The organism is Streptosporangium sp. NPDC050148 (assembly GCF_055586505.1).
In genome coordinates this window covers 123,357-143,773 of sequence record NZ_JBVJIA010000011.1, presented here as the reverse complement: position 1 = coordinate 143,773, position 20,417 = coordinate 123,357, and the positions used below count along the sequence as shown (strand labels likewise).

Annotated in this window: 17 protein-coding genes; 11 read left to right on the top strand and 6 right to left on the bottom strand. The window is 72.9% G+C overall.

What is annotated here, in order from left to right:
• Positions 1–133: 133 nt before the first annotated feature.
• On the bottom strand, positions 134–997 hold the full coding sequence (locus ACZ6RT_RS15025; RefSeq protein ID WP_470153955.1) for a DUF72 domain-containing protein: 864 nt from the start codon (positions 995–997) through the stop codon (positions 134–136).
• A 226-nt stretch (positions 998–1,223) separates the two neighbouring features.
• Between ACZ6RT_RS15025 and ACZ6RT_RS15020 the strand changes: the two genes are divergently transcribed.
• On the top strand, positions 1,224–2,003 hold the full coding sequence (locus ACZ6RT_RS15020; RefSeq protein WP_470153954.1) for an arylamine N-acetyltransferase family protein: 780 nt from the start codon (positions 1,224–1,226) through the stop codon (positions 2,001–2,003).
• A gap of 147 nt (positions 2,004–2,150) precedes the next feature.
• Here the strand turns inward: ACZ6RT_RS15020 and ACZ6RT_RS15015 are convergent, their stop codons facing one another.
• Positions 2,151–3,500: a DUF6891 domain-containing protein gene (locus tag ACZ6RT_RS15015; protein WP_470153952.1), complete on the bottom strand. Its 1,350-nt coding sequence runs from the start codon at positions 3,498–3,500 to the stop codon at positions 2,151–2,153.
• A gap of 157 nt (positions 3,501–3,657) precedes the next feature.
• On the opposite strand from ACZ6RT_RS15015, the gene ACZ6RT_RS15010 reads away from it, so the two are divergent.
• The 6 genes from ACZ6RT_RS15010 to ACZ6RT_RS14985 all read left to right on the top strand — a co-directional run bounded on the left by ACZ6RT_RS15010 (position 3,658) and on the right by ACZ6RT_RS14985 (position 9,619).
• Positions 3,658–4,377, top strand: coding sequence for an HAD-IA family hydrolase (locus tag ACZ6RT_RS15010; RefSeq protein WP_470153951.1), 720 nt, complete (start codon positions 3,658–3,660; stop codon positions 4,375–4,377).
• Between the two features lie 120 nt (positions 4,378–4,497).
• A complete protein-coding gene (locus ACZ6RT_RS15005) occupies positions 4,498–5,526 on the top strand; it encodes an alpha/beta fold hydrolase (protein ID WP_399189149.1) in 1,029 nt (342 codons plus the stop codon).
• A 3-nt stretch (positions 5,527–5,529) separates the two neighbouring features.
• The gene (locus ACZ6RT_RS15000; protein WP_470153949.1) at positions 5,530–6,459 is read left to right on the top strand and encodes an alpha/beta fold hydrolase; all 930 of its coding nucleotides are present in this window, start codon (positions 5,530–5,532) and stop codon (positions 6,457–6,459) included.
• Positions 6,460–6,507: 48 nt separating this feature from the next.
• Positions 6,508–7,002, top strand: coding sequence for a hypothetical protein (locus tag ACZ6RT_RS14995; RefSeq protein ID WP_470153947.1), 495 nt, complete (start codon positions 6,508–6,510; stop codon positions 7,000–7,002).
• Positions 7,002–8,960 carry a HEAT repeat domain-containing protein gene (locus ACZ6RT_RS14990; protein WP_470153946.1) on the top strand — a complete coding sequence of 653 codons (1,959 nt, stop codon included), beginning with the start codon at positions 7,002–7,004 and terminating at the stop codon, positions 8,958–8,960. Before ACZ6RT_RS14995 ends, ACZ6RT_RS14990 begins: the two co-directional genes overlap by 1 nt.
• 386 nt (positions 8,961–9,346) lie before the next feature.
• Positions 9,347–9,619 carry a hypothetical protein gene (locus ACZ6RT_RS14985; RefSeq protein ID WP_470153944.1) on the top strand — a complete coding sequence of 91 codons (273 nt, stop codon included), beginning with the start codon at positions 9,347–9,349 and terminating at the stop codon, positions 9,617–9,619.
• Between the two features lie 608 nt (positions 9,620–10,227).
• Here the strand turns inward: ACZ6RT_RS14985 and ACZ6RT_RS14980 are convergent.
• Together ACZ6RT_RS14980 and ACZ6RT_RS14975 are read right to left on the bottom strand one after the other, a co-directional pair.
• Complete coding sequence (locus tag ACZ6RT_RS14980) at positions 10,228–11,442, bottom strand: acyl-CoA dehydrogenase family protein (protein WP_470153943.1); 1,215 nt, start codon at positions 11,440–11,442, stop codon at positions 10,228–10,230.
• A gap of 290 nt (positions 11,443–11,732) precedes the next feature.
• Positions 11,733–12,683 carry a glucosyl-3-phosphoglycerate synthase gene (locus ACZ6RT_RS14975; RefSeq protein WP_399189163.1) on the bottom strand — a complete coding sequence of 317 codons (951 nt, stop codon included), beginning with the start codon at positions 12,681–12,683 and terminating at the stop codon, positions 11,733–11,735.
• A 131-nt stretch (positions 12,684–12,814) separates the two neighbouring features.
• Here ACZ6RT_RS14975 and ACZ6RT_RS14970 point away from each other — a divergent pair, with 131 nt between their 5' ends.
• Positions 12,815–15,433 (top strand): hypothetical protein, encoded by a 2,619-nt coding sequence (locus ACZ6RT_RS14970; RefSeq protein WP_470153940.1) that lies wholly within the window; start codon positions 12,815–12,817, stop codon positions 15,431–15,433.
• A 25-nt stretch (positions 15,434–15,458) separates the two neighbouring features.
• Here ACZ6RT_RS14970 and ACZ6RT_RS14965 read toward each other — a convergent pair whose 3' ends face one another.
• A complete protein-coding gene (locus tag ACZ6RT_RS14965; RefSeq protein WP_399189167.1) occupies positions 15,459–16,928 on the bottom strand; it encodes a helix-turn-helix domain-containing protein in 1,470 nt (489 codons plus the stop codon).
• Positions 16,929–17,168: 240 nt separating this feature from the next.
• Here ACZ6RT_RS14965 and aceA point away from each other — a divergent pair, with 240 nt between their 5' ends.
• Positions 17,169–18,461, top strand: coding sequence for an isocitrate lyase (aceA, locus tag ACZ6RT_RS14960; protein WP_399189169.1), 1,293 nt, complete (start codon positions 17,169–17,171; stop codon positions 18,459–18,461).
• 334 nt (positions 18,462–18,795) lie between these two features.
• On the opposite strand, the gene mihF is transcribed toward aceA, so the two are convergent.
• Positions 18,796–19,104, bottom strand: a complete 309-nt coding sequence (gene mihF / locus ACZ6RT_RS14955) for an integration host factor, actinobacterial type (RefSeq protein WP_344905794.1) — start codon at positions 19,102–19,104, stop codon at positions 18,796–18,798.
• Positions 19,105–19,267: 163 nt separating this feature from the next.
• Between mihF and ACZ6RT_RS14950 the strand changes: the two genes are divergently transcribed.
• Together ACZ6RT_RS14950 and ACZ6RT_RS14945 are read left to right on the top strand one after the other, a co-directional pair.
• Complete coding sequence (locus ACZ6RT_RS14950; protein WP_344905798.1) at positions 19,268–19,441, top strand: hypothetical protein; 174 nt, start codon at positions 19,268–19,270, stop codon at positions 19,439–19,441.
• Positions 19,442–19,761: 320 nt separating this feature from the next.
• Positions 19,762–20,049 (top strand): HU family DNA-binding protein, encoded by a 288-nt coding sequence (locus tag ACZ6RT_RS14945; RefSeq protein WP_344905801.1) that lies wholly within the window; start codon positions 19,762–19,764, stop codon positions 20,047–20,049.
• The last annotated feature ends 368 nt before the right edge of the window (positions 20,050–20,417 follow it).

The following is a 20,417-nucleotide window of genomic DNA, read 5'->3' as shown; positions in this document are numbered from 1 at the left end:
GACAGGACACCGGCGGGGTGGATACACGGACGGCCGCCCGTACACGGCCCGCACGCTGCCGGGCACCGCGCCGCACCCCCGCCGGGGCCTGCAGGGTCCCATGAGGAACCACCGGGAGCGGCGGGCCCGCCGGTCAGAAGAGGGTCAGCGGCTCGTCCGGCAACGGCTCGGACAGCGGTTCGGGCAGCGGCTCCAGCTCCGGCAGGCGGGCCCTCACCTCGTCGTGGAAACGGCGGGCGAGCGTGAGGGCGTCGGCGTTGCCGGGAGTGTGGACGAACATCGTCGGCGAACGGCCCTCGCGCAGCCACCCGGCGACCGTGTCGACCCAGCCCTGCCAGCCCTCGACCGTGCTCTCCGTGTCGTCCCGGCCGAGGTAGCGGACGATCGGCCGGTCGGTGAGCGCGCGGGAGCGGCGGGGCATGCGCGGTTTCCTCGCCCACGCCTCCCGCTCGGCGTCGCTCGCCGGCGGGTTCCGGAACAGCACGGTGGTGTCGAACGGGACCCACTCGGCCCCGGCCCCGGAGAGCACCCTCTCCAGAAGCCCTTCGGCCCTGGCGTCCTCGAAGAACGCGGGATGACGTACCTCGACGGCGTACCGGTACGAGCCGGGAAGCCCGCGGAGGAAGGCCGCGAGGACGCCGAGATCGGCCGGGCCGAAGGAGCCCGGAAGCTGCACCCACAGGGCGTGGGCCCGCGGCCCGAGCGGCTCGATCGCCTCCAGGAACGACCGGAGCTCCTCCTCGGCCCCGGTGAGACGGCGCCCGTGCGTGATCGTCTTGGGCAGCTTGGCCACGAGCCGGAAGTCAGGATCGGTCTGCCGCGCCCACGACTCCACCGTGCTCCTGGACGGGGTCGCGTAGAAGGTCGTGTTGCCCTCCACCGCGTTGCACCAGGTCGCGTAGGCGCGCAGGCGCTCCTCCGGGGGAAGCGGATGGGGCAGGAGGCGTCCCTGCCAGGGTTTGTGCGTCCACATCGCGCACCCCACATGAAGCCGCATGCGCTCGACGCTATCGGACGCCGGAGGGAGCCGCCGCCGGGCCGTCCGACGAACGGGCCCGGCGAACGGGCCCGGCGAACGGGCCCGGCGAACGGCGGCCCATGACCGAGGGCCGGGCTCCGGGGGCCGGGGATCGGCGGACCGGTACGGTACGCCGGGAGGAGGCCGCCCGTCCGGCAGGGGTTCGACGGGCACCGGCCCGCGCGGTGCGTGGTTTGCTTGCCTCATGGACGAGTCGCACATCACCCGCTATCTGGAGAGAATCGGCGCGACCCGGCCCGCGGAGCCGGACGCCCAGGGCCTGCGTGCCCTGCAGCTCGCGCACCTGAGGACGGTGCCGTTCGAGAACCTGAGCATCCATCTCGGCGAGCCGGTCCCGCTCGAGTCCGGCGCGCTGTTCGACAAGATCGTCGATCGTCGTCGCGGTGGCTTCTGTTATGAGCTGAACGGGTTGCTCGCCGAGTTGCTGACCGCGCTCGGCTACCGGGTGACGCTGCTGGCCGCCAGGGTCTTCAACGGCCGCACGCCGGGTCCGCTGTTCGATCATCTGGCGCTCCGCGTCGATCTCGACGAACCGTGGCTCGTCGACGTCGGTTTCGGTGATTTCGCCGACGAGCCGCTGCGGCTCGACGAGCGCGCCGAGCAGGAGGACGGCGGCGGGACGTTCCGGATCGCGCCCGCGCCCGGGGCCGCCGGTGAGCACGGTGACCTCGACGTCACGCACCGGGGCGAGCAGGGCTACCGGCTGACCGCGCGGCCGTACGAGCTGGTGGACTTCGTGCCGACCTGCTGGTGGCAGACGACCTCTCCGGAGTCGCACTTCACCCGGTCACCGGTCTGCTCGATCCGTACCGCCGAGGGCCGGACCACGATCAGCGGCCGCAAGTTGATCCGCACCGCGCACGACGAGCGCGCCGAACGCATCCTCGAGGAGGGCGAGCTCCTTCCCGCCTACCTGGAGCACTTCGGGATCACGCTCGACCGGGTCCCGTCCACCGGGACATGACCCCCATGGAGCGCCTGCCCCGAAGGTCCCCGGTCAGGTCGCCGGGCCGGAGCCGGGCCGGAGCCGGGCCGTGACGAGGATACGGGCGAGCGGGCGTCACCGGCACGGCACCCCGCCGGCCGTCCGTGACCACCGTCACGACCAGCGTCACGACCACCGTACGGTCTCCAGCCCGCCCAGCTCCTCCAGCCCGGACCGGCCCTCCCGCGCCAGGATCGTGATCATCTCTCCTGCCTCGGCCAGGGAGACGAACCGTCCCCGCGAGCACCGCGTGGCCACGTCCGGGGACTCCGCCCACAGCCGTGGCCCCTCCTCCCAGGCGAACTGGACGATCACCCCCGAGCGGGCCTTGAAGACGGCGAAGTTCTCGGTGCGAGGCGGCAGCCGTACCAGCAGGTCGCGGCACTCCTCGACCGTCATCGGCACCGGCGCCTCGTCGTCACGGCCGCCGTGGCGGTGGAAGGTGACCTCCAGGTCCACGGCCTCCACGGCCTCCACGACCTCCACGACCTCCTCGGCCACGGGGTCGGCGGGGTCGGCGGGGTCGGCGGGGTCGGCGGGGTCGGCGGCCGGCCGCTCCCCCGCCGGAAACACAGGAAACGCCGGAAACACAGGAAACGCAGCCAGGGCCGTCAGGGCTCGCGACGCCCGTTCCCGGGGAACGTCGACGGCCGTCACCGTGCCGTCGGCGGTGCGCAGGACCCCCCGGAGCCGGTCCCAGTCCCGGTGCAGCGTCAGCTCGTTCCCGTGATCGTCCGACAGCAGCAGCCGTACCCCTGTCGGCAGCCAGGGCAACTCGAAGCGGGCCAGCGGCAGGAGCGCGACCTCGGCCGGTTCTCCGGTCATCGGGTACGGCCCGCCGGGCCACGCGTCCAGCGGCCGCACCCTCACGCGCGTGTCAGGGGAGGAGGACCCGCCGAGGTGTGCGGCCAGGCGGCCCCGGCGACGGCGCCGCCAGACGATCGGGAGGCGGATCCGCTTCCCGGCGTCGCCGCTCCAGTCGGCCTCCAGGCCGTGACGGCGCAGGACGGCGACGGCGTCGTGCCCGACCGTCGTGGTGCCGACCGCGTCGGTGCCGCCGAAGGCCAGGAACAGATCGCCTCCCCGTGCGGCGTGCTCGGCGTCCTGCCGGTGGTAGAAGACGTAGCCGCGGGCGCCCTCCTGGGCGCGCACCTCCGCCCCGATCTCCGCCACCCCGCAGGTCTGGCAGCAGGTGTGGTCCTCCCGTGCCACGATCCCGGTCAGGTCGAGGTCACGGAACGCGGCGGCCAGCCGGTCGCAGTCGGTGACGGCGGGCCAGGTCCGCTGCTCCCGCAGGTGGCGGGCGAGCTCCTCGTCGGCGAACCGGCCGGCGAGCTCGGCGACGGCGTGCGGGTCCTCTTCCTCCTCCCGGTTCTCCAGGGCCTCGGCGACCATCCCCCGGTGGTCGAGGGTGCCGAGCGCGACGGCCACCCGGATCCACCCGGCGAGTTCGGCCCGCACGTCCTCATCGATCATCCGCCGATTATCGTCGACGGACGAACCGGTCCTCACCGGGACGACACCATCGGCCGCGGGAGGCTCCGGTGATCGCGTACGGGCACGCGCTCCCCGCCGCGCCCCGGCGTGCCGACGAACCGGATGAACAAGACGAACGAGATGAACGGGAGGATCGGTGGAACCGTCCTACGACGCGGTGCTGTGCGACTTCGACGGCGTGATCCGTCACCACGACACCGGTGCGGTGAACGACCTCGAACGTGCCTGCGGCCTGGCCGAGGGCACCACGCTGGGGATCGCGCTGGCGCCCGGGCTGCTGGATCCCGTGAGCCGGGGGAAGATCACCGTCGACGAGTGGACGGCCTCGATCGTCACCGAGCTGGAGCGCCTGCTCGGTGACGGCGAGCGGGCCGCGGCGCTGGGACGGGCGTTCACCGAGGCCGGCGCCCACCTCGACGAGGAGATCCTCGGCCTGCTGCGCCGGGTCCAGGCACGGGTGCCGGTGGTGCTGGTGACCAACGCGACGGTCCAGCTGGAGGAGGACCTCCGGGCACTGGGCCTGGCGTACGCCTTCGACGAGGTCGTCAGCAGTGCCCGGGTCGGGGCGGTCAAGCCCGAGCGGCGGATCTACGAGATCGCGGCGGAGCGGGCGGGTGCGGCCGCCGCGCGGTGCCTGTTCGTGGACGACCGCCGGGAGAACGTCGAGGCCGCCCGCGCGCTCGGCATGACCGGCGTGCTCTATCGCGAGGTCGCGGACCTGCGCGAGGCGCTGGCCCCGCTGCTGGACGGGGAACACGGTCGCACGATGGACGGGGAACGCAGTCTCGCGGCGGACGGGGACCACGGTCTCGCGGCCGAAGGGCACCGCGCCGGTCCTTCGCCGTCCACGACATGATCGTCGGGGAAGGCGGCACCGTTCCCGCCGCCGGATGCCCTTCCGACCGACATATGTTCGGTGGAAAAGGTGGCGTCCGGTCACATTGCCCGGTGAAACGCACCTGCCAGGATGCCTTGCATGAAACTCACCGCGCGTGGCCTCCGGCAGAACCTGCTGGTCCGCGGACCGATCGACGGCCCGCCCGTGTTGCTCGTCCACGGCAACTGCTCCTCGGGGGCGTTCTGGGAGCCGCTGGTACGGCTGCTGCCCGAGCACTGGCGCATCGTCGCCCCGGACCTGCGCGGATACGGCGAGACCGAGACGGCCCCCGTCGACGCCACCCGGGGGCTGCGCGACTTCTCCGACGACCTGATCGCGCTGCTGGACGCCGAGGAGGTCTTCCCCGCGGGCACGCGCCCGGTGGTGGTCGGGCACTCGATGGGGTGCGGCGTGGCGATGCACCTGCTGATCGACGCCCCAGAGCGGGTCGCGGCGCTGGTGCTGGAGGCGCCGCTGTCACCGTACGGCCTGGGTGTGGGCGGGGCGGGCGCGGCGAACCCCGACTTCGTGGCACGCCTGGCGGCCGGTGACCGTACCGCCGACGCCCCGGCCAGCCCCCGGACGATCCTGCGGACGTGCTACGTGGCCGACCCGGCGAGCCTCGGCGCGGACGAGGAGATGCTGCTGGACACCGTGCTGTCCACCGCGACCGGCGAGGGCAACTACCCCGGTGACGCGGTCGCCTCCGAGGAGTGGCCCGGCGCCGCCCCCGGCAGGCGCGGCGTGCTCAACGCCATGGCCCCGCGCTGGTTCAACGTCGCCGACGACCTGGTCGCAGTCCCGGCCAAACCCGCGGTGACCTGGGTGCGCGGCGACGGCGACGTGATCGTCTCGGACGCGTCGCTGTTCGACCTGGCCAACCTCGGCAGCCTCGGCCTGGTGCCCGGCTGGCCGGGTGAGGAGCGCTGCCCGCCGCAGCCGATGATCGCCCAGACCCGGGAGGTCCTGGAGCGGTACGCCGAGGCCGGAGGCTCCTACGAGGAGATCGTCTACACCGGGGTGGGACACAGCCCGCACATCGAACGCGCCTCCGACTTCGCCGGCGTGCTGCGCCGCGTCGTGGAGGGCGTCCAGAGCGGCGCCGCGAGCGGCACGGCGGGACGGTAGCCGGTGCCGGACCACGGACAGGAGCCGGGCCACCGGCGAGAGGACGTCCCCGTCCGGGGCGGCCATCTCCGGGTCGGCGTGTGGGGGGAGCGGGGACCCCTGGTCGTGGCCGCCCACGGCATCACCTCCTCGCACCTGGCCTGGACGCTGATCGGCCCGGATCTGGGACGCGACCACCGCTTCGTCGCGGTGGACCTGCGCGGCCGGGGAGGCAGCAGGGACCTGCCCGCGCCGTACGGCATGGCGGCGCACGCCGAGGACCTGGCCCGGGTGATCGTCCACTACGGGGGCGGGCCCGCCGTGCTGGCCGGGCACTCGATGGGCGGGTTCGTGGTGGCCGAGGTCGCCCGGCGCCACCCGGGACTGGTCGAGCGGCTGGTCCTGGTGGACGGCGGCGCGCCCCTGCCCCTGCCTCCCGGCGCGGGCGACGTGCCCGAGGCGATCGAGCGCACCACGGGACCGGTGCTGGCGCGCCTGCGGCGGACCTTCGCGAGCCGCGCCGAGTACCGTGACCTGTGGCGCGCGCACCCGGCGTTCGCCGACTGGACCGAGGCGTGCGCGGCCTACGCCGACTACGACCTGGTCGAGGTGACGGACGCCTCCCCGCCCGGCCGTGACGCGGCGGGTACGGGAGGGCGGTTCGTGGCGGCGTGCCGCATCGAGGCCGCGCTCGCCGACGCCCCCGAGGTGTACGCGCTGCCCGGCGTGCGCCCGCGGCCCCTTCCGGTGCCCGCGGTGTTCCTGCGCGCGGCCCGGGGCATGCTCGACGAACCCGGCACCCCCCTGTACTCCCCTGGCAGGGCCGCCGAGTGGCTGCCCGGCACCACCGAGACCACGGTGGAGGGCGTCAACCACTACACGATCACGCTCGGCCCCGCCGGTGCCGCGGCGGTCGCCGACGCCGTCCGGCGGACCCGCGTGCCCGCGCCCTGACCTCCCCGATTCAAGCGGCCGTCAAGTCCCGGCCCCTAGGCTCCCTGCATGATCACGCCTACCTGCACCGGGTCGACGCGACCGTGCGCGATCGACGACCTCGGCCTGCGGCTGCAGGTGCTCCTCGACGGCCACGCCGGGCGGCACCTGCTCGGGGACCTGCGCGAGTCGGCGCGGATCTGCTGCGAGACGCACAGCGTCCCGCTCCCGCAACCGGGGCGCGGCCTCTTCCGCAGGCCGGCACCCGCGCCGATGGCGGTGGAGAACCGGGCCGCCGCGGTGGTCACCGACACGTTCGTGGTGATCGTGCTGGTCCGGGTGGACGGCGAGTCGGTACGCCTGGGCGGGCGCCTGGCCGACACCGTCCTCGAGGTGCCCGCTCCCGGGGTGTTCGGCGGCGAGACCGGCGTGTTCGTCCACGCCCGCTGGCTGGGGCACGGCGAGGCGAGCTCGTACCTGCTGCCCCTGGACTCCGGCCCGGACGGGCAGGCGTTCCTGGCCCGCCTGCGCGACCTCACCGCGGCCGCCCGTACCCGGCCGTGATGGAGGGCATCGACCAGATCCCGTGGCACGACCTGCGGCACAACGAGGGGACCGCCTCCGACGTGCCCGCCCTGCTGCGCGCCCTCACCCGGGCGCACGAGGCGTCCGAGGCCCTGGAGGACCTGAGCAGTCTGCTGTTCCACACGGGTGACCGGATCTGCACGGCCTCGGCGGCGGCCACACCGTTCCTCGTCGGCCTGGCCACGGACCCGGACGTCACGGTACGGGCTCGGATCGTCGTGAGCCTGGCGGAGAACGCGTGCGAGGCCGAGCTCTGCGGCGGCCGGCACCTCCTCGATCCGGCCTGGTCCCCGGCGTGGGCGGCGGCCGTCCTCGAACTCGTCCGGCTGCTCGACGACGAGGACGTCGAGGTACGGCGGGCGACCGCGTACGCCTTGGCCTACGCGGGCCCGCGCGCCGATGCGGTGCTTCCCGCGCTTCTCACCCGTTTTCCCGCCGAAACGGATCCGGCGACGCGCCGGAACCTGGTGCTCACGGTGGCCCGGCTGACCGCGTACGAACCGTCCGGATGGCTCGCCGCGCTGCGGGACGACCCGGACCCCCGGATACGGCTGGCCGCGACGTTCAGCGGCGGCTGGACGGTCTCCGACCCCGGCACCGTCATCGACGCCATCGCTCTGGAGGACGTCTCCTCCTGGGAGTGCAGCCCCTGGGTTCAGGCCGCACCCGACTCGACGATCTGCTGGGTGGACCGCGAACTCGCCGACGACGTCATGGCGCGTGTCCGGTTCGCCTTCACGATGCTCGCCCACCCCGACCCGGAGTACCGGACAGGGGGCATCAAGGCCGCCGCCCGCGTCGTGAGCGGCCGGCGGTCCGCCCTGACGGAGATCGGCCCGCTGCTGGCCGGGTACATGGACGACCCTTCCGAGGTCGTCCGTGCCTTCGCCGTCCATCTGGTCGTGGCCGGTGGATCGGCGCCCGCGCACCTCGACCGGCTGGCCGGCCTCCTCGGCCACCCGGCACCGCCGCCGTCCGGCCGGATGGACCAGTACGTCGGCGACCTGGCGTTGTGGGGCCTGTCCTGGGCGGGTGACCGGCGCGCCCAGGCCGGCCTGCTCGACCGGCTCACCGGCTCGTGGCCGAGGTGGCCGACGGACGGCGTCCGCTACGACGAGTCCTCGTACGGGATCGACCCTCCGGGCCTCGACGAGCTGCTCATCCCGCTGGACGGATGGTCCCAGGAACTGCTCCCCGCCATTCGCGCCATCCTGTCGAAGACCTGGTCCAGCGAGGTGCAGATCCCCCTGATGCGGACGCTGGCCCGATGGGGTCCCGCCGCGACTCCGGCCGTACCGGAGTTGATCCGCGTGCTGCGGATCGGCGCCCGCCGATGGGCCGCGACCGCGCTCGGCGCCATCGGCCCGGACGCCGCCCCGGCCGTGGATCCTCTGCTCGACCTCCTCCGGCACGACGGATCAGGTCCCGGTGGGCGCCCGCTGTGGAACGACGAACGCGTCGAGATCGCCTGGGCGCTGTGGCGCATCACCGGCGACACCGGTCCCGTACTGGACGTGTTCGGCCAGGTGCCGTGGGCGAGGCTGGACCACCGGGCGATACGGCGGATCGCCGACCTCGGCCCTCCGGCCGCCCGCCATCAGGACGCCCTCCACGAGACATCGGTCTCCACCGACGACCGCAAGCGGGTGGAGGCCGTCCACGCCCTCTGGCGGATCACCGGGGACGAGCGTGACGCGGTCCGGGTGCTGACCCGGGTCGTCGAGCCGCTCGCCGAGGGCAGGGCCCTGCCGGTCATGCGGACCGCGACCCGCTACCTCGCCGAGATCGGCCCGCCCGCCGCCGCGGCGATCCCGGTCCTGCGGGCGGCACTGGCCCTCGACCGGCGGCTCACCGACCACGGCGGCTGGCGCGCCTTCGACGAGGACCGGCGCCAGCGCGACCTCGCACGAGACGCCCTCCGGCGCATCTGCCCGTAGGAGACCCGCCGGCCACGGATCCGAGGACCACCGTGCCGGACGAGGCCCGCGATGCCGCCGTACGGGCATCGAGGTAGGTACCACGGCTCGACCGTACCGAGCCCGGCGGAGTCGATCACGTTGCCGAACCAGGGCGGCCCGAAGGGGGACCACGGACTCCACGCGCCGCGACTTCTGGACCATGACAGTGCCGTGGAGGCCGTTCTTCTCGATCGACTCGGCGAGCACGTCCACGTCGCCGCGGTGCGGGCCGTCCGGGTGCGGCTCCAGGTCGACCCCTCCGACCATGCGGTAGGCCTGGGGGACGATGATGGCACGGGACGTCCGGATGTGATGCGGGTGGAAGATGTGGATCGGCGCCGCAGGACGGCATGATCGGAGGCGGGATGAACGACGACGCGAACCGGCAACCGGACTGGGAGAAAATCAGTCGGCAGTTCGAGGAGGGGATGGCCCAGTTCGCCAAGGCGTCAGCGCAGGCCGGCCATGTCCTCGCGGTCCAAGGTGCGATGGGGTGGGCCTACCGGGGGGACCTGGAAAAGACCCGTGAGGTCCTGGCGGAGATGAGCCCCGAGCAGGTCGCCGAGGTGTCCGCCGCGGCCGCGTTACTCGGCTCGGTCTGCGACGAGGAGCTGTTGCGCAGAGGACGCGAGGAGTGAGCCCCGATCCGCTCCTGGTGTCGGCAGCGGCGACAAGCGGCCGCGCGAGTCGACCGCTGGAGGCCTCTGCATACCCGACGTCGACCGCCTCCTGCGAGAGACGGTGAACGAAGCCGTACGAGCGCCGATCGATTCGGCGATCACGCGACGGACCCGCCTGCGGAACACCGGTCGGCCACCGGCACGGCGATCCAGGCACACTGCGTATCGAGGACCCATCTGTTCCTGATGATTTTACGAGGGTTCCTCCTCGTTCAAGGTGCCCGGGCGAGCCGCGCCCGCAGTTCGTCACGAGCCTTCGGGATAGAGGGCACCGGATCGACTCCGCCGGATGCAGCCTTCGATCGTCGCCAAGTTCACGAAGTCGTACACGCCTCGCGGCCGCCCCGGCCCAGGACACGCGCCGAGTGACGTCGCGCTCATTGCCGGATCGTCACCGGCTCCGGCCCGGCTGAGCAGCATCCACCTTCACCGTCACAGGAGACAAGGGCATCCCCGAACGGCACGACACCCTCGGGCCACACGGTCCGAGGGCACTCTGTCAGTCAGGGGAGGCGTGGCACGACGACCGCTCAGTGGCCACGGCATCCCGTATGAACTGCGGACCATCACCGCACCGGCAGCCCCGTGACCGCGCGGCCGATGATCAGGCGCTGGATCTCGGACGTCCCCTCGAAGATGGTGTAGATCTTGGCGTCGCGGTGGAAGCGTTCGACCGGGTGCTCGCGGGTGTAGCCGGCGCCGCCGAGGATCTGGATGGCGCGGTCGGTGACCCAGACCGCGGTCTCGCCCGCGACCAGCTTGGACATCGACCCCTCGGCCTGGCCGAAGGCGCGGTCGTTGCGGGCCATCCAGGCGGCGCGCCAGGTCATCAGGCGGGCGATGTCCACCCGGGTGGCCATGTCGGCCAGCATGAAGGCGATGGCCTGGTTCTCGCCGATCTTGCGGCCGAACTGCTCGCGCTCGCGCGCGTAGTCGCGGGCGTACTCGTACGCGGCGCGGGCGATGCCGACGGCCATGGCCGCCACCGAGGGGCGGGTGGTCTCGAAGGTCCGCAGCGCGCCCTGCTCCCCGGCCCGCTCACCGGCGCGGACGCGGGCGAGCCTGGCCTCCAGCTTCTCCTCGCCGCCGAGCAGGCACGAGGACGGCAGGCGGACGTCGTCCAGGACCACCTCGGCGGTGTGCGAGGCGCGGATGCCGTGCTTCTTGAACTTCTGCCCCATCGACAGGCCGGGGGTGTCGGGCGGCACGACGAAGGACGCCTGGCCGCGGGTGCCCAGCGCGGGGTCGACGGAGGCGACGATGACGTGGACGTCGGCGATGCCGCCGTTGGTGGCCCAGGTCTTCACGCCGTTCAGGACCCAGTCGCCGCCCGAGCGGACGGCCCGGGTGCGGATGGCGCCGATGTCGGAGCCGGCATCGGGCTCGGAGGCGCAGAACGCCCCCAGCTTGACGTCACCGGGGGTGCCGAACATCTGCGGGAGCCACTCCCCCAGCTGCTCGGGGGTGCCGTTGGCCGACAGGGCGGCGGCGGCCAGGCCGGTTCCGGTGATGGACAGGCCGATGCCCGCGTCCCCCCAGAAGAGCTCCTCGAAGGCGACGGCCAGGCCGAGCCCGCTCGGCTCGAACCACTGCTGGGCGAAGAAGTCGAGGGAGTAGAGCCCGATCCGCGCGGCCTCCTCGATGACGGGCCAGGGGGTCTCCTCGCGCTCGTCCCACTCGGCACCGGCCGGACGGACGACCGAACGGGCGAAGTCGTGCACCCAGTCGCGTACCTCGCGCACGTCGTCGCTCAGCTCCGGGCAGAAGCCGCTCTCGCTCATCGTCCGCTCCTCCTCGACGTGCGTTACCACCGGTAACACCGGTACTTTACCGACGCCCGAGGCGTCCCGTATGCCTGGAAGGGGATATCTTGTCCGGTTTTCCGGGTGGTCCACCGGTGCCGGACGGGGTGGTCCTCCGCGGGGACGGCCGGGCCGACAGGACAGGCGGGCCAGTGGGTCAGCGGGACGGCCGGGCCGACAGGACGGGCGGGCCAGCGGGAGGCCGGGCCCCGGCAGGACGGCCGGGCGGACAAGACAGGCGGGACGGCAGGACAGGCGGAACGAGCGGGTCAGCGGGACGGCCGGTAGCCGGGGATCGTGATCATGGGCGGGCGCTCGGCGACCGCCACGTCCCGGACGTTCACCTGGTGGCCGTGCGCGCTCCGGCGGAACTGGACCAGGCCGGTCGAGAGCCGGTGCAGGGAGATCATCATGTTCTGGCGTTCCAGGCGCGACCAGGAGGTCTGCAGGATCTGGGCGGCCATCCCGCCGAGCGCCTCGGTCGACTGGTGGGAGTGCACCCGGCGGCCCAGATCGACCTGGGCGAGGGCGTCCAGCCCGGCCAGGTCCAGCAGGTCGATCAGCAGGGCGAGCTCCACCCCGTACCCGGTGACGAACGGCACCGCCTCCAGCACGGACCTGCGCCCGGCGTACTCCCCCGCCAGCGGTTGCACGAACCCGGCCAGCAGCGGCCAGTGCAGGTTGATCAGCGGGCGGGCGACCAGCTCGGTGACCCGGCCGCCCCCGCTCTGCACGTTCTGCAGGGGCCGGTCGTAGCAGCCCTTGACGTAGACGACCGAGGGGTCGGTGAGCAGCGGGCCGAGCAGGCCGGTCACGAAGGAGGTCCGGAACTCCAGCAGGTCGGCGTCGACGAAGACCAGCAGGTCCCCGGAGGTGGCGGCGAGGGACTTCCACAGGGCCTCGCCCTTGCCGTCCAGCGGCTTGAGATCGGGCAGGATCTCGTCCTGGGCGATCACCCTGGCGCCGGCCCGCGCGGCCCGTCCTGCGGTGTCGTCGACGGAACGGGAGTCGATGACCACCAACTCGTCGACGAGCGGGGCGGCCTCCATGAGGTCGCGCCGGATCGCGGCGACGATCCCCCCGACCGTCTCCTCCTCGTCGCGGGCGGGCAGCACCACGCTGACGGTCGTCCCCCCCTTGGCCTCCAGCAGCTCCGGGAGCGACCGATCACCCGAGGATGAGGTGCGCCCGCGTAGCCATGCCTCGACCTCAGGCAGCACGACCGATCCTTCCCATCACCTCGACTCCTAGGGGTATCACCCTATGTGGCTCGATTCGGCGGAGGTACCGGGCTCCCACCCCCGCCGCACAGGTGGGAAGATCGGTCCAGTCCGGAACGAGGGGGGACGGCATGAACCCGGTGGTCGTGATGCGGGCGGCGCGTACCGTCCGTGACGAGCTCGACAGCCTGATGGGCGGTGCCGCCGGTGGGCTCCGCGAGCGGCTGGATCCGCTGCTGGCCGAGGCGGGGAGCCGGCCTCCCGAGCGGCTGGCCGACGCGGTCATCCTGCTGGTCGCCGAGTACGGCCCGGCCTGGGACCGGTTCACCGCGCTGCTGAGCCTGGACCGGGGCCTCACCGCCGAGCAGGTGATCCCCCTGCTCTCCCGTCCGGCCGGAACCGGGTCCGGTACGGGTTTCGCGCCGCCGTCCTGGGGTGCGGCGGAGACCGGGCCGCCCGCGCCGGGGGGCCCGGATCCCTCCGGTCCCTCCGGTGCCGTCCCGCGCGGATCGGACGCGCTCGACGCGCCCTCGACCGCCTCCTACACCCCGGACTGGCTGCTCCCCGGTTCCGGCGACACGGGTTCCAGCGGCGCGGGTTCCGGCGGTACGGGTTCCGGCGGTACGGGTTCCGGTGGCGCGGGCTTCGGTGACACGGGCTCGGGGACGGGTCCCGGTGGTGAGAACGGCGCGGGTACCGGGACGGGCTCCGGCGGGTACGGGCTCCCGGAGCAGGGCGAGGCCGCCGGAGGGAACCGGGCCGGGCAGGGCGGCGGGGACGGCATGCCCTCCACCGGCGCGATGAGCTTCGACTGGATGCGTCCCGGCCCGGTGGACCGTCCGGTGGACCCCCCGTTCCCGCAGGCGGCCCCGCCCGCGGAGGCCTCCTCGCCCTGGGCGTCGCCGCCCCTTCCCGGTCAGGCGCCGTACGCGCCGCCGCCCCAGGAAGGGGCCTCGTTCCCGATGCCGCCGGCGGGCCGGGAGCCGCAGGGACCGCAGGGGCCCGGGGCACCGTCGTCACCGGTGCCGGGCACGCCGTTCGGCACGCCCGCGCCGCCCGGCCCGCACGACCCGTCCGGTGCGCACGACCCGTCCGGTGCGCACGACCTGCACGGTCCGTACGGCTCGCACGCCCCGTCCGGCCCGTCCGGCCCGTCCGGTCCGCACGATCTGCACCGTCCGCACGACCCGTACGGTCCGCACCCGTCGCCCGTGCCCTTCGAGGCGCCCGTGCCGTCAGGCGACCCGCACGATCCGCGCGCGTCGTCCGCTTCCCCCGTTCCGTTCGCATCGTCCGCCCAAGGACCCGCGCAAGGACTCCCGCAGGGACCCCCGCAGGGACCGCAGCAAGGGCCGGCCGCCCCTTCCCGGGAACCGGCCGGGGACCGGGGCCCCTCGGTGCTGGACCGGCTGGCCGGGGCGTTCCGCAGGCGGCGCAAGGAGGCGCCCGCCGGATCGCCGGGACCGGCGTGGGAGGCGGTCCCGCTGATCGAGGCGCCCGCCGAGGCGGTGGCCGGCTGGGGCGTCGAGGTGTCGGTCGGCGTCGCCCCGGGCCAGGGGGCGGCCGGTGACACGGCACCGGGTGAGCCCGTGGAGCTGGAGGTCCAGATCGTCGCCGAGGGGTTCGACGCGCCCGGCGGATGGCGGGTGCGGCTGCGCGCCGACAAGGCGTCACCGTACCCCCGGGCGACGGTCGGCCTGGTCGCGCCGGCCCAGGAGGAACCCGAGGTCGCCCGGCAGATCCAGGCCGTCTACTCGGTGGGCGGCCAGGTGGCCGGGTTCGGCGTGCGCGCGGTCACGGTCCACGACTCGCCCGGCCGGCTCGGCGGCCAGGAGGCTCCCGGGCCGGTCGCGGGCACCCGGATCCGCCCGGCCCTGCTGGGAGAGGCCGCGGACGTCACGGCGGTCATCGTGCACGGCGACGAGCCGGGCCGGCTCTGGTGGACCTACCGGTCGCCGCACTTCATCACCCCCGACCGGGCCGATCCCTGCGACCTCGGCGTGCGGGCCTCGGAGTTCGGCCGGCGGCTGACCGGGCGGGGGCACCTCTCGGAGGAGGCGGGGAGGGAGGTCGGCTCGCGCGTGCCGTGGGGGTTCTGGGAGCTGCTGGACGCGGTGGCCGCCCGGGTGGCGCCGCGGCGTCCCAGCGTGCTGATCCTCTCCCAGGAACCGCACGTGCCCTGGGAGCTCGCCGTGCTGGACCGCCCCTACGACCCTTCGGTCCCGTCCTTTCTCGGCTGCCAGACGGTGACCGGACGCTGGCCGCTCGGCGGCAGGCGTCCCGAACCGGTTCCGGCCACGGGCGCCCGCGCCGACCGCGTCGCGGTGGTGGGCGCCGAGAGCGCGACGCATCCGCTGGTCATCGAGTACGGTGCCACGCCGGTCTCGCCCGCGCTGGGGGACGTCCTGGGCGTGCTCGACCAGGGGGCCGACATCGTCCACTTCGCGGCCGGAGGCTCCGCGCCGGAGGTGCTGGGACGCGACCTGCCCGGCGCGCCGTTCGTCTTCCTGGAGGAGCCGGGGGACGCGCAGTCCTTCCTGCTCGCGGGGGCCTGTGCCGTCGTGGCCCCGCTCTGGCCGGCCGGCGGTGACGGCGTGGCGCGCGAGTTCTACCGGCGCTGCTTCGCCGGTGAGCCCGTCGCCGAGGTGCTGCGGTCGATGCGCGGCCGGTCGCCCGACGACGCGGGCGCCTACCGGTTCCACGGCCACCCGGCGCTGAGACTGCACCGGACGGCCCCGCCCGCGGGCTGAGAGCGGACAGTGCCCGTCCTCGTGCTCAGCCCGCGGCGTGGCGCTCCAGGAAGGTGTACACGTCGGCCTCGTCGACGCCGGGGAAGGAGCCCGGCGGCAGCGCGGCCAGGACGTGGGAGTTGCCGCGGGCCGAGGGCCAGGCGTACCCCTCCCAGCGCTGGGCCAGCTCGGCGGGCGGGCGGCGGCAGCAGTCCCCGCTGGGGCAGTCCGACCTGGTCCGGTTGGTGGTCTCGCGCCCGCGGAACCAGCGCGACTCCCGGTACGGCACGCCGAGGGTGATGGCGAAGTCGCGCTCGCGCGACGGGTCCACGTGGGCGACGCAGAAGTAGGTGCCGGTGGGCGAGTCGGAGTACTGGTAGTGCACGGAGAAGCGGTCGGGCAGCGCGAAGACCTGGCGCCCGGACCAGTGCAGGCACATGCGCTGCCCCTCGATCGCGCCCTGCTCGTCTGCGGGGAAGACGATGCCGTCGTTCTCGTACGCCTTGTAGATGATCCCGCCCGCGTTGTTGCGGACGAAGTGGCAGGTCAGGTCGAGGAAGTGGGTGGCCAGGTTGGTGAAGCGGTGCGCGGCCATCTCGTAGGAGACGGCGAAGACGTCGCGCAGGTCCTCCACGCTCAGCGCGCGGTCCTTCTTGGCCTCGCGCAGGTACGGGACGGCGGCGGCCTCGGGCACCAGGACGGCGGCGGCGAAGTAGTTGGCCTCGGTCCGCTGGCGCAGGAAGTCGGCGAAGTCGCGCGGCTTGTGGTGCCCCAGGGAGAGGTGGCCGAGGGTCTGCAGCAGGATCGTGCGCGGGGTGTGCATGCCGACCTGCTCGTGCTTGACGTAGATGCGCCGGTTGCGCAGGTCCGAGATGGAGCGCACGGTACGCGGCAGATCCTGGACCGTCTGCACGGTGTAGCCGAAGTGGCCGACCAGCGCCTGGACGGTGCTCTGCGAGAGCGCTCCGGAGCGGTAGCCGACCGCGGCCAGCGCCTCGGCCGCGGCCTGCTCGATCTCGGCGAAGTAGTTGCCCTGCTCGCGCTGCTTGCGGCGGAGCTCGGCGTTGGCGGCGCGCGCCTCCTCGGGGGTGGCGGTCCCCCTGGCCTGGCGTGAGCGCAGCTCCTCGTACAGGCCCAGGATGTGTTCGAGCACGTCGTTGGGGACGCGCGCGGAGAGCTTGAGCCTGCCCAGGCCGAGTCCGGCGTACAGCGGGTCGCGCTGCGCCTCCTCCAGGGCCATCTCCAGCTGGGCCCGCCGGTTGGGGGCCTGCCTGCGCAGCAACTCCTCGACCGGCACGTTGAGCGCGGTGGCCAGCGACTTCAGCAGCGAGAGCTTGGGCTCGCGCTTGCCGTTCTCCAGCAGCGAGAGCTGACTGGGCGCGCGGTTCACCCGTTCGCCCAGGTCGGCGAGGGTGAGACCGCGCTGCTTGCGCAGGTGTCTCAACCGCTGGCCGAAGGCGATGAGATCGAGCTCCTGCGTCAAGGACAGCGGTTCTTCACCCACCAAAGATGCCATGTCCCGATGCTAAACGAAATTTCCCCGGAAATTTCCCACCTTCGTACCCGCCGTCCGGGTACCCCCTCAGGATTGGTCTAGTCCATAGCGAAAACTCCGACTTTCTTCTCACCCGAATACCAGTCGGTATTGATACGGATAGAAAAATATCGATTTTTTCGGACATATCCACCTGTTCACGCGTTCGAACGGAGCACACACTCGGAGTAAGGCACCCAGGGGACGAAAAGGAGTTCACCGATGAATGATCGCCTCAAGGGAGCCGCAGACGAGCTGCGGCGCGAGTGGGAGACCGACCCTCGCTGGAAGGGCACCGAGCGCACCTACACGGCCGAGGACGTGATCCGGCTACGGGGTTCGGTCCAGGAGGAGCACACCCTGGCCCGGCTCGGCGCCGAGCGGCTGTGGCACCTGCTGAACACCGAGGACTACGTGCACGCGCTGGGCGCGCTGACCGGCAACCAGGCCGTGCAGCAGGTCAAGGCCGGGCTCAAGGCCATCTACCTGTCCGGCTGGCAGGTCGCCGCCGACGCCAACCTGGGCGGGCAGACCTACCCCGACCAGAGCCTGTACCCGGCCAACTCGGTCCCGGCCGTGGTGCGCCGCATCAACAACGCGCTGCTGCGCGCCGACCAGATCACCTGGTCGGAGGGGGACGCGGACGCGCCGCACTGGCTCGCGCCGATCGTGGCCGACGCCGAGGCGGGCTTCGGCGGCGTGCTGAACGCCTTCGAGCTGATGAAGGGGATGATCGTCGCCGGTGCGGCCGGGGTGCACTGGGAGGACCAGCTCGCCTCCGAGAAGAAGTGCGGCCACCTGGGCGGCAAGGTGCTCGTCCCCACCTCCCAGCACATCAAGACCCTCAGCGCCGCGCGGCTCGCCGCGGACGTGCTGGGCGTGCCGACCCTGGTCATCGCGCGGACCGACGCTCAGGCCGCGACGCTGCTGACCACCGACGTCGACCCCCGCGACCGGGCCTTCACCACCGGCGACCGTACCGCCGAGGGCTTCTACCGGGTGCGCAACGGCGTGGACGCCTGCATCGCCCGCGGGCTGGCCTACGCGCCCCACGCCGACCTGCTGTGGATGGAGACCTCGACCCCGGACCTGGACGTGGCCCGCGAGTTCGCCGAGGCCGTCAAGGCGGAGTACCCCGACCAGATGCTCTCCTACAACTGCTCGCCCTCGTTCAACTGGAAGAAGCACCTGGACGACTCCACCATCGCCAAGTTCCAGCGCGAGCTCGGCCACATGGGGTACAAGTTCCAGTTCATCACGCTGGCGGGTTTCCACTCGCTGAACCACTCGATGTTCACCCTCGCCCGCGGCTACGCCGAGGACGGCATGACCTCCTACGTCGAGCTGCAGGAGGCCGAGTTCGCCTCCGAGGCGCGCGGCTACACCGCCACCCGTCACCAGCGCGAGGTGGGAACCGGATACTTCGACCTGGTCAGTACGGCCATCGCGCCGGATTCCTCCACCACGGCCCTGAAGGGGTCGACGGAGGAGGAGCAGTTCGCAGAGGCTCACTGACTCTCGGACCGGGCTCGCCAGGACGGATTCCAGGGCATGGGACGGTTCCCCGGGGGAGCCTGACGACCAGGTCGTCGAAAGGCCCCGTCGCGCGGACGTCCCCCCGGTCCGTGTGGCGGGGCTCGGCCGTTCCCGGACCGTCAGGCCGTTCGCGGCCCGCGTGTCCGGTGCGGTTCCCGGACCGTCAGGCCGTTCCCGGCCTCGTGCCCGACGTGGTTCCCGGGCCGCCACGTCGTGCGCGGCCCGCGTGTCCGGTGGTCTCCGGGCCGTCCGCCCGCGGCTCCGCTCCCGGCCTGGTGGCGGGAGCGGGGCCGCGGGCACGGCGGACGGCATCTCAGCGGCTGACGGCCTCGATGAGCTTACGACGCTGCTGGGCGCCGAGGCCGCCCAGACGACGCGCCTCGTCCACGTCGGCCTGCGCCATCAGCTGCGCGGCCTTGACCGTGCCGACGCCGGGCAGGGCGCGCAGCGCCTGCGACACCTTGATGCGCTTGGCGATGTCGTCCTCGCGGCCGAGAAGCTGCTCCAGGCTGAGCGAGCCGGCTTTGACCTCGGCGAGCAGCTTGGCGCGGGCCGTTCGGGTCTCGGCGGCCTTGACCAGGGCGGCCTGACGCTGTTCGGGGGTGAGCTTGGGCAAAGCCATGGTGTTATCTCCCTGATGATGGTAATTCCAGCGTCCTGTTACCCATGGCGACTGGATTAATCATCAACCGGCCCTCGGGATAGATCTCTGGCCTCGCACTGTGCATCACGATATGCCCGTTTGGTTACCTTGCCCTTACCCCCGGCTCCGTAGCCTCGAGCTCATGGGTATATGGCGAAGCCCCCAGGGCATCGAGGTCGAGGCCATCGTCGCCTCCGGCGGTCCCTGCCTGCTCGTCACCCGCCGCATCGACGGGCGGCGGGTTCTGGTGGCGTACTGCATGAACATCCGCGAGGTGGGAGAGCTCGTCGACCTGGCCGAACTGGTTCCCGCGTAGGCCACCGTGCACGCGGGCGACCGCATCCCGGCGATCAAGTTTGCGTCACGGCCGGGTCTTGTCCGGTGCGCGTGTCAACTTCCGTGACAGCCGGGGCGTCCGTGTATCAGGGAGGCTCGATGGATGTCCTGATCGGCCTCGTCGACGAGGAGCTCCGCCTGGAGCTCATCCTCGTCGAGGCACTGCACACCGAAGCGGAACGGCTGGCCGCCCAGTCCGGACGCTGAGCCTGGGCGGGCGCCCGTCACCTGATCGAGGCCGGCGGACGCCCGCCCTCGCCCCTGTACCGGGCGGGGGCCCGATGGCGTTAACTGTCCCCTATGAACAAGCGCGAGCTGATCGAGAAGGCCGCCGCCGAGGCCGGGCTGACCCGGCGGCAGACGGCCGCGGCTCTCGATGCGATCCTGGAGACGATCCAGATGGCCGTGGCGGCCGAGGAGAAGGTGGCGATCCCGGGTTTCGGGGCCTTCGAGATCGTGCACAAGCCCGCCCGCACCGGGCGCAACCCGCAGACCGGCGAGCCGCTGGAGATCGCGGAGACCTGGACGGCGAAGTTCAAGCCCAGCCCGGGGTTCATGGGCCTGATCCGCCAGCGCAAGAAGGACTGACCCGCGGACGGCCCACGAGCGGCGGACGGGCGCGGGTTCGCGGACGGCGCGTGGGCCGGCAACAGCGGCGGCCCCCGGGGAAGTATCCATTCCCCGAGGGCCTGGAGTGCCGCCATGTCGCGGCACCGGCGCGTTTAAGGGCGCGGGTCATTCATGATGATGTCGCACTCTGCCATTAAGTTATGGACGCATGGAGAGCATCCAGCGGGACTCGAACCCGCACTCGACCATCTTCGCCCGCCCCCGGTCGATCCGGCGCCCGGCGGCGAATACTGAATCTGGAGCGAGAGCCTGAGCTTGAGCGGGTGCCTCTGCCGATTGGGCCATCCCGGCGCGATGGTGCCGGGAGGGGGAATCGAACCCCCACT

Excerpts from the sequence above, each read along its gene's own strand:
- ACZ6RT_RS15025 (WP_470153955.1), bottom strand. The coding sequence starts at position 997 with ATGCGGCTTCATGTGGGGTGCGCGATGTGGACGCACAAACCCTGGCAG.
- ACZ6RT_RS15020 (WP_470153954.1), top strand. The coding sequence starts at position 1,224 with ATGGACGAGTCGCACATCACCCGCTATCTGGAGAGAATCGGCGCGACC.
- ACZ6RT_RS15015 (WP_470153952.1), bottom strand. The coding sequence starts at position 3,500 with ATGATCGATGAGGACGTGCGGGCCGAACTCGCCGGGTGGATCCGGGTG.
- ACZ6RT_RS15005 (WP_399189149.1), top strand. The coding sequence starts at position 4,498 with ATGAAACTCACCGCGCGTGGCCTCCGGCAGAACCTGCTGGTCCGCGGA.
- ACZ6RT_RS14995 (WP_470153947.1), top strand. The coding sequence starts at position 6,508 with ATGATCACGCCTACCTGCACCGGGTCGACGCGACCGTGCGCGATCGAC.
- ACZ6RT_RS14990 (WP_470153946.1), top strand. The coding sequence starts at position 7,002 with ATGGAGGGCATCGACCAGATCCCGTGGCACGACCTGCGGCACAACGAG.
- ACZ6RT_RS14985 (WP_470153944.1), top strand. The coding sequence starts at position 9,347 with ATGAACGACGACGCGAACCGGCAACCGGACTGGGAGAAAATCAGTCGG.
- ACZ6RT_RS14980 (WP_470153943.1), bottom strand. The coding sequence starts at position 11,442 with ATGAGCGAGAGCGGCTTCTGCCCGGAGCTGAGCGACGACGTGCGCGAG.
- ACZ6RT_RS14970 (WP_470153940.1), top strand. The coding sequence starts at position 12,815 with ATGAACCCGGTGGTCGTGATGCGGGCGGCGCGTACCGTCCGTGACGAG.
- ACZ6RT_RS14965 (WP_399189167.1), bottom strand. The coding sequence starts at position 16,928 with ATGGCATCTTTGGTGGGTGAAGAACCGCTGTCCTTGACGCAGGAGCTC.
- aceA (WP_399189169.1), top strand. The coding sequence starts at position 17,169 with ATGAATGATCGCCTCAAGGGAGCCGCAGACGAGCTGCGGCGCGAGTGG.
- mihF (WP_344905794.1), bottom strand. The coding sequence starts at position 19,104 with ATGGCTTTGCCCAAGCTCACCCCCGAACAGCGTCAGGCCGCCCTGGTC.
- ACZ6RT_RS14950 (WP_344905798.1), top strand. The coding sequence starts at position 19,268 with ATGGGTATATGGCGAAGCCCCCAGGGCATCGAGGTCGAGGCCATCGTC.
- ACZ6RT_RS14945 (WP_344905801.1), top strand. The coding sequence starts at position 19,762 with ATGAACAAGCGCGAGCTGATCGAGAAGGCCGCCGCCGAGGCCGGGCTG.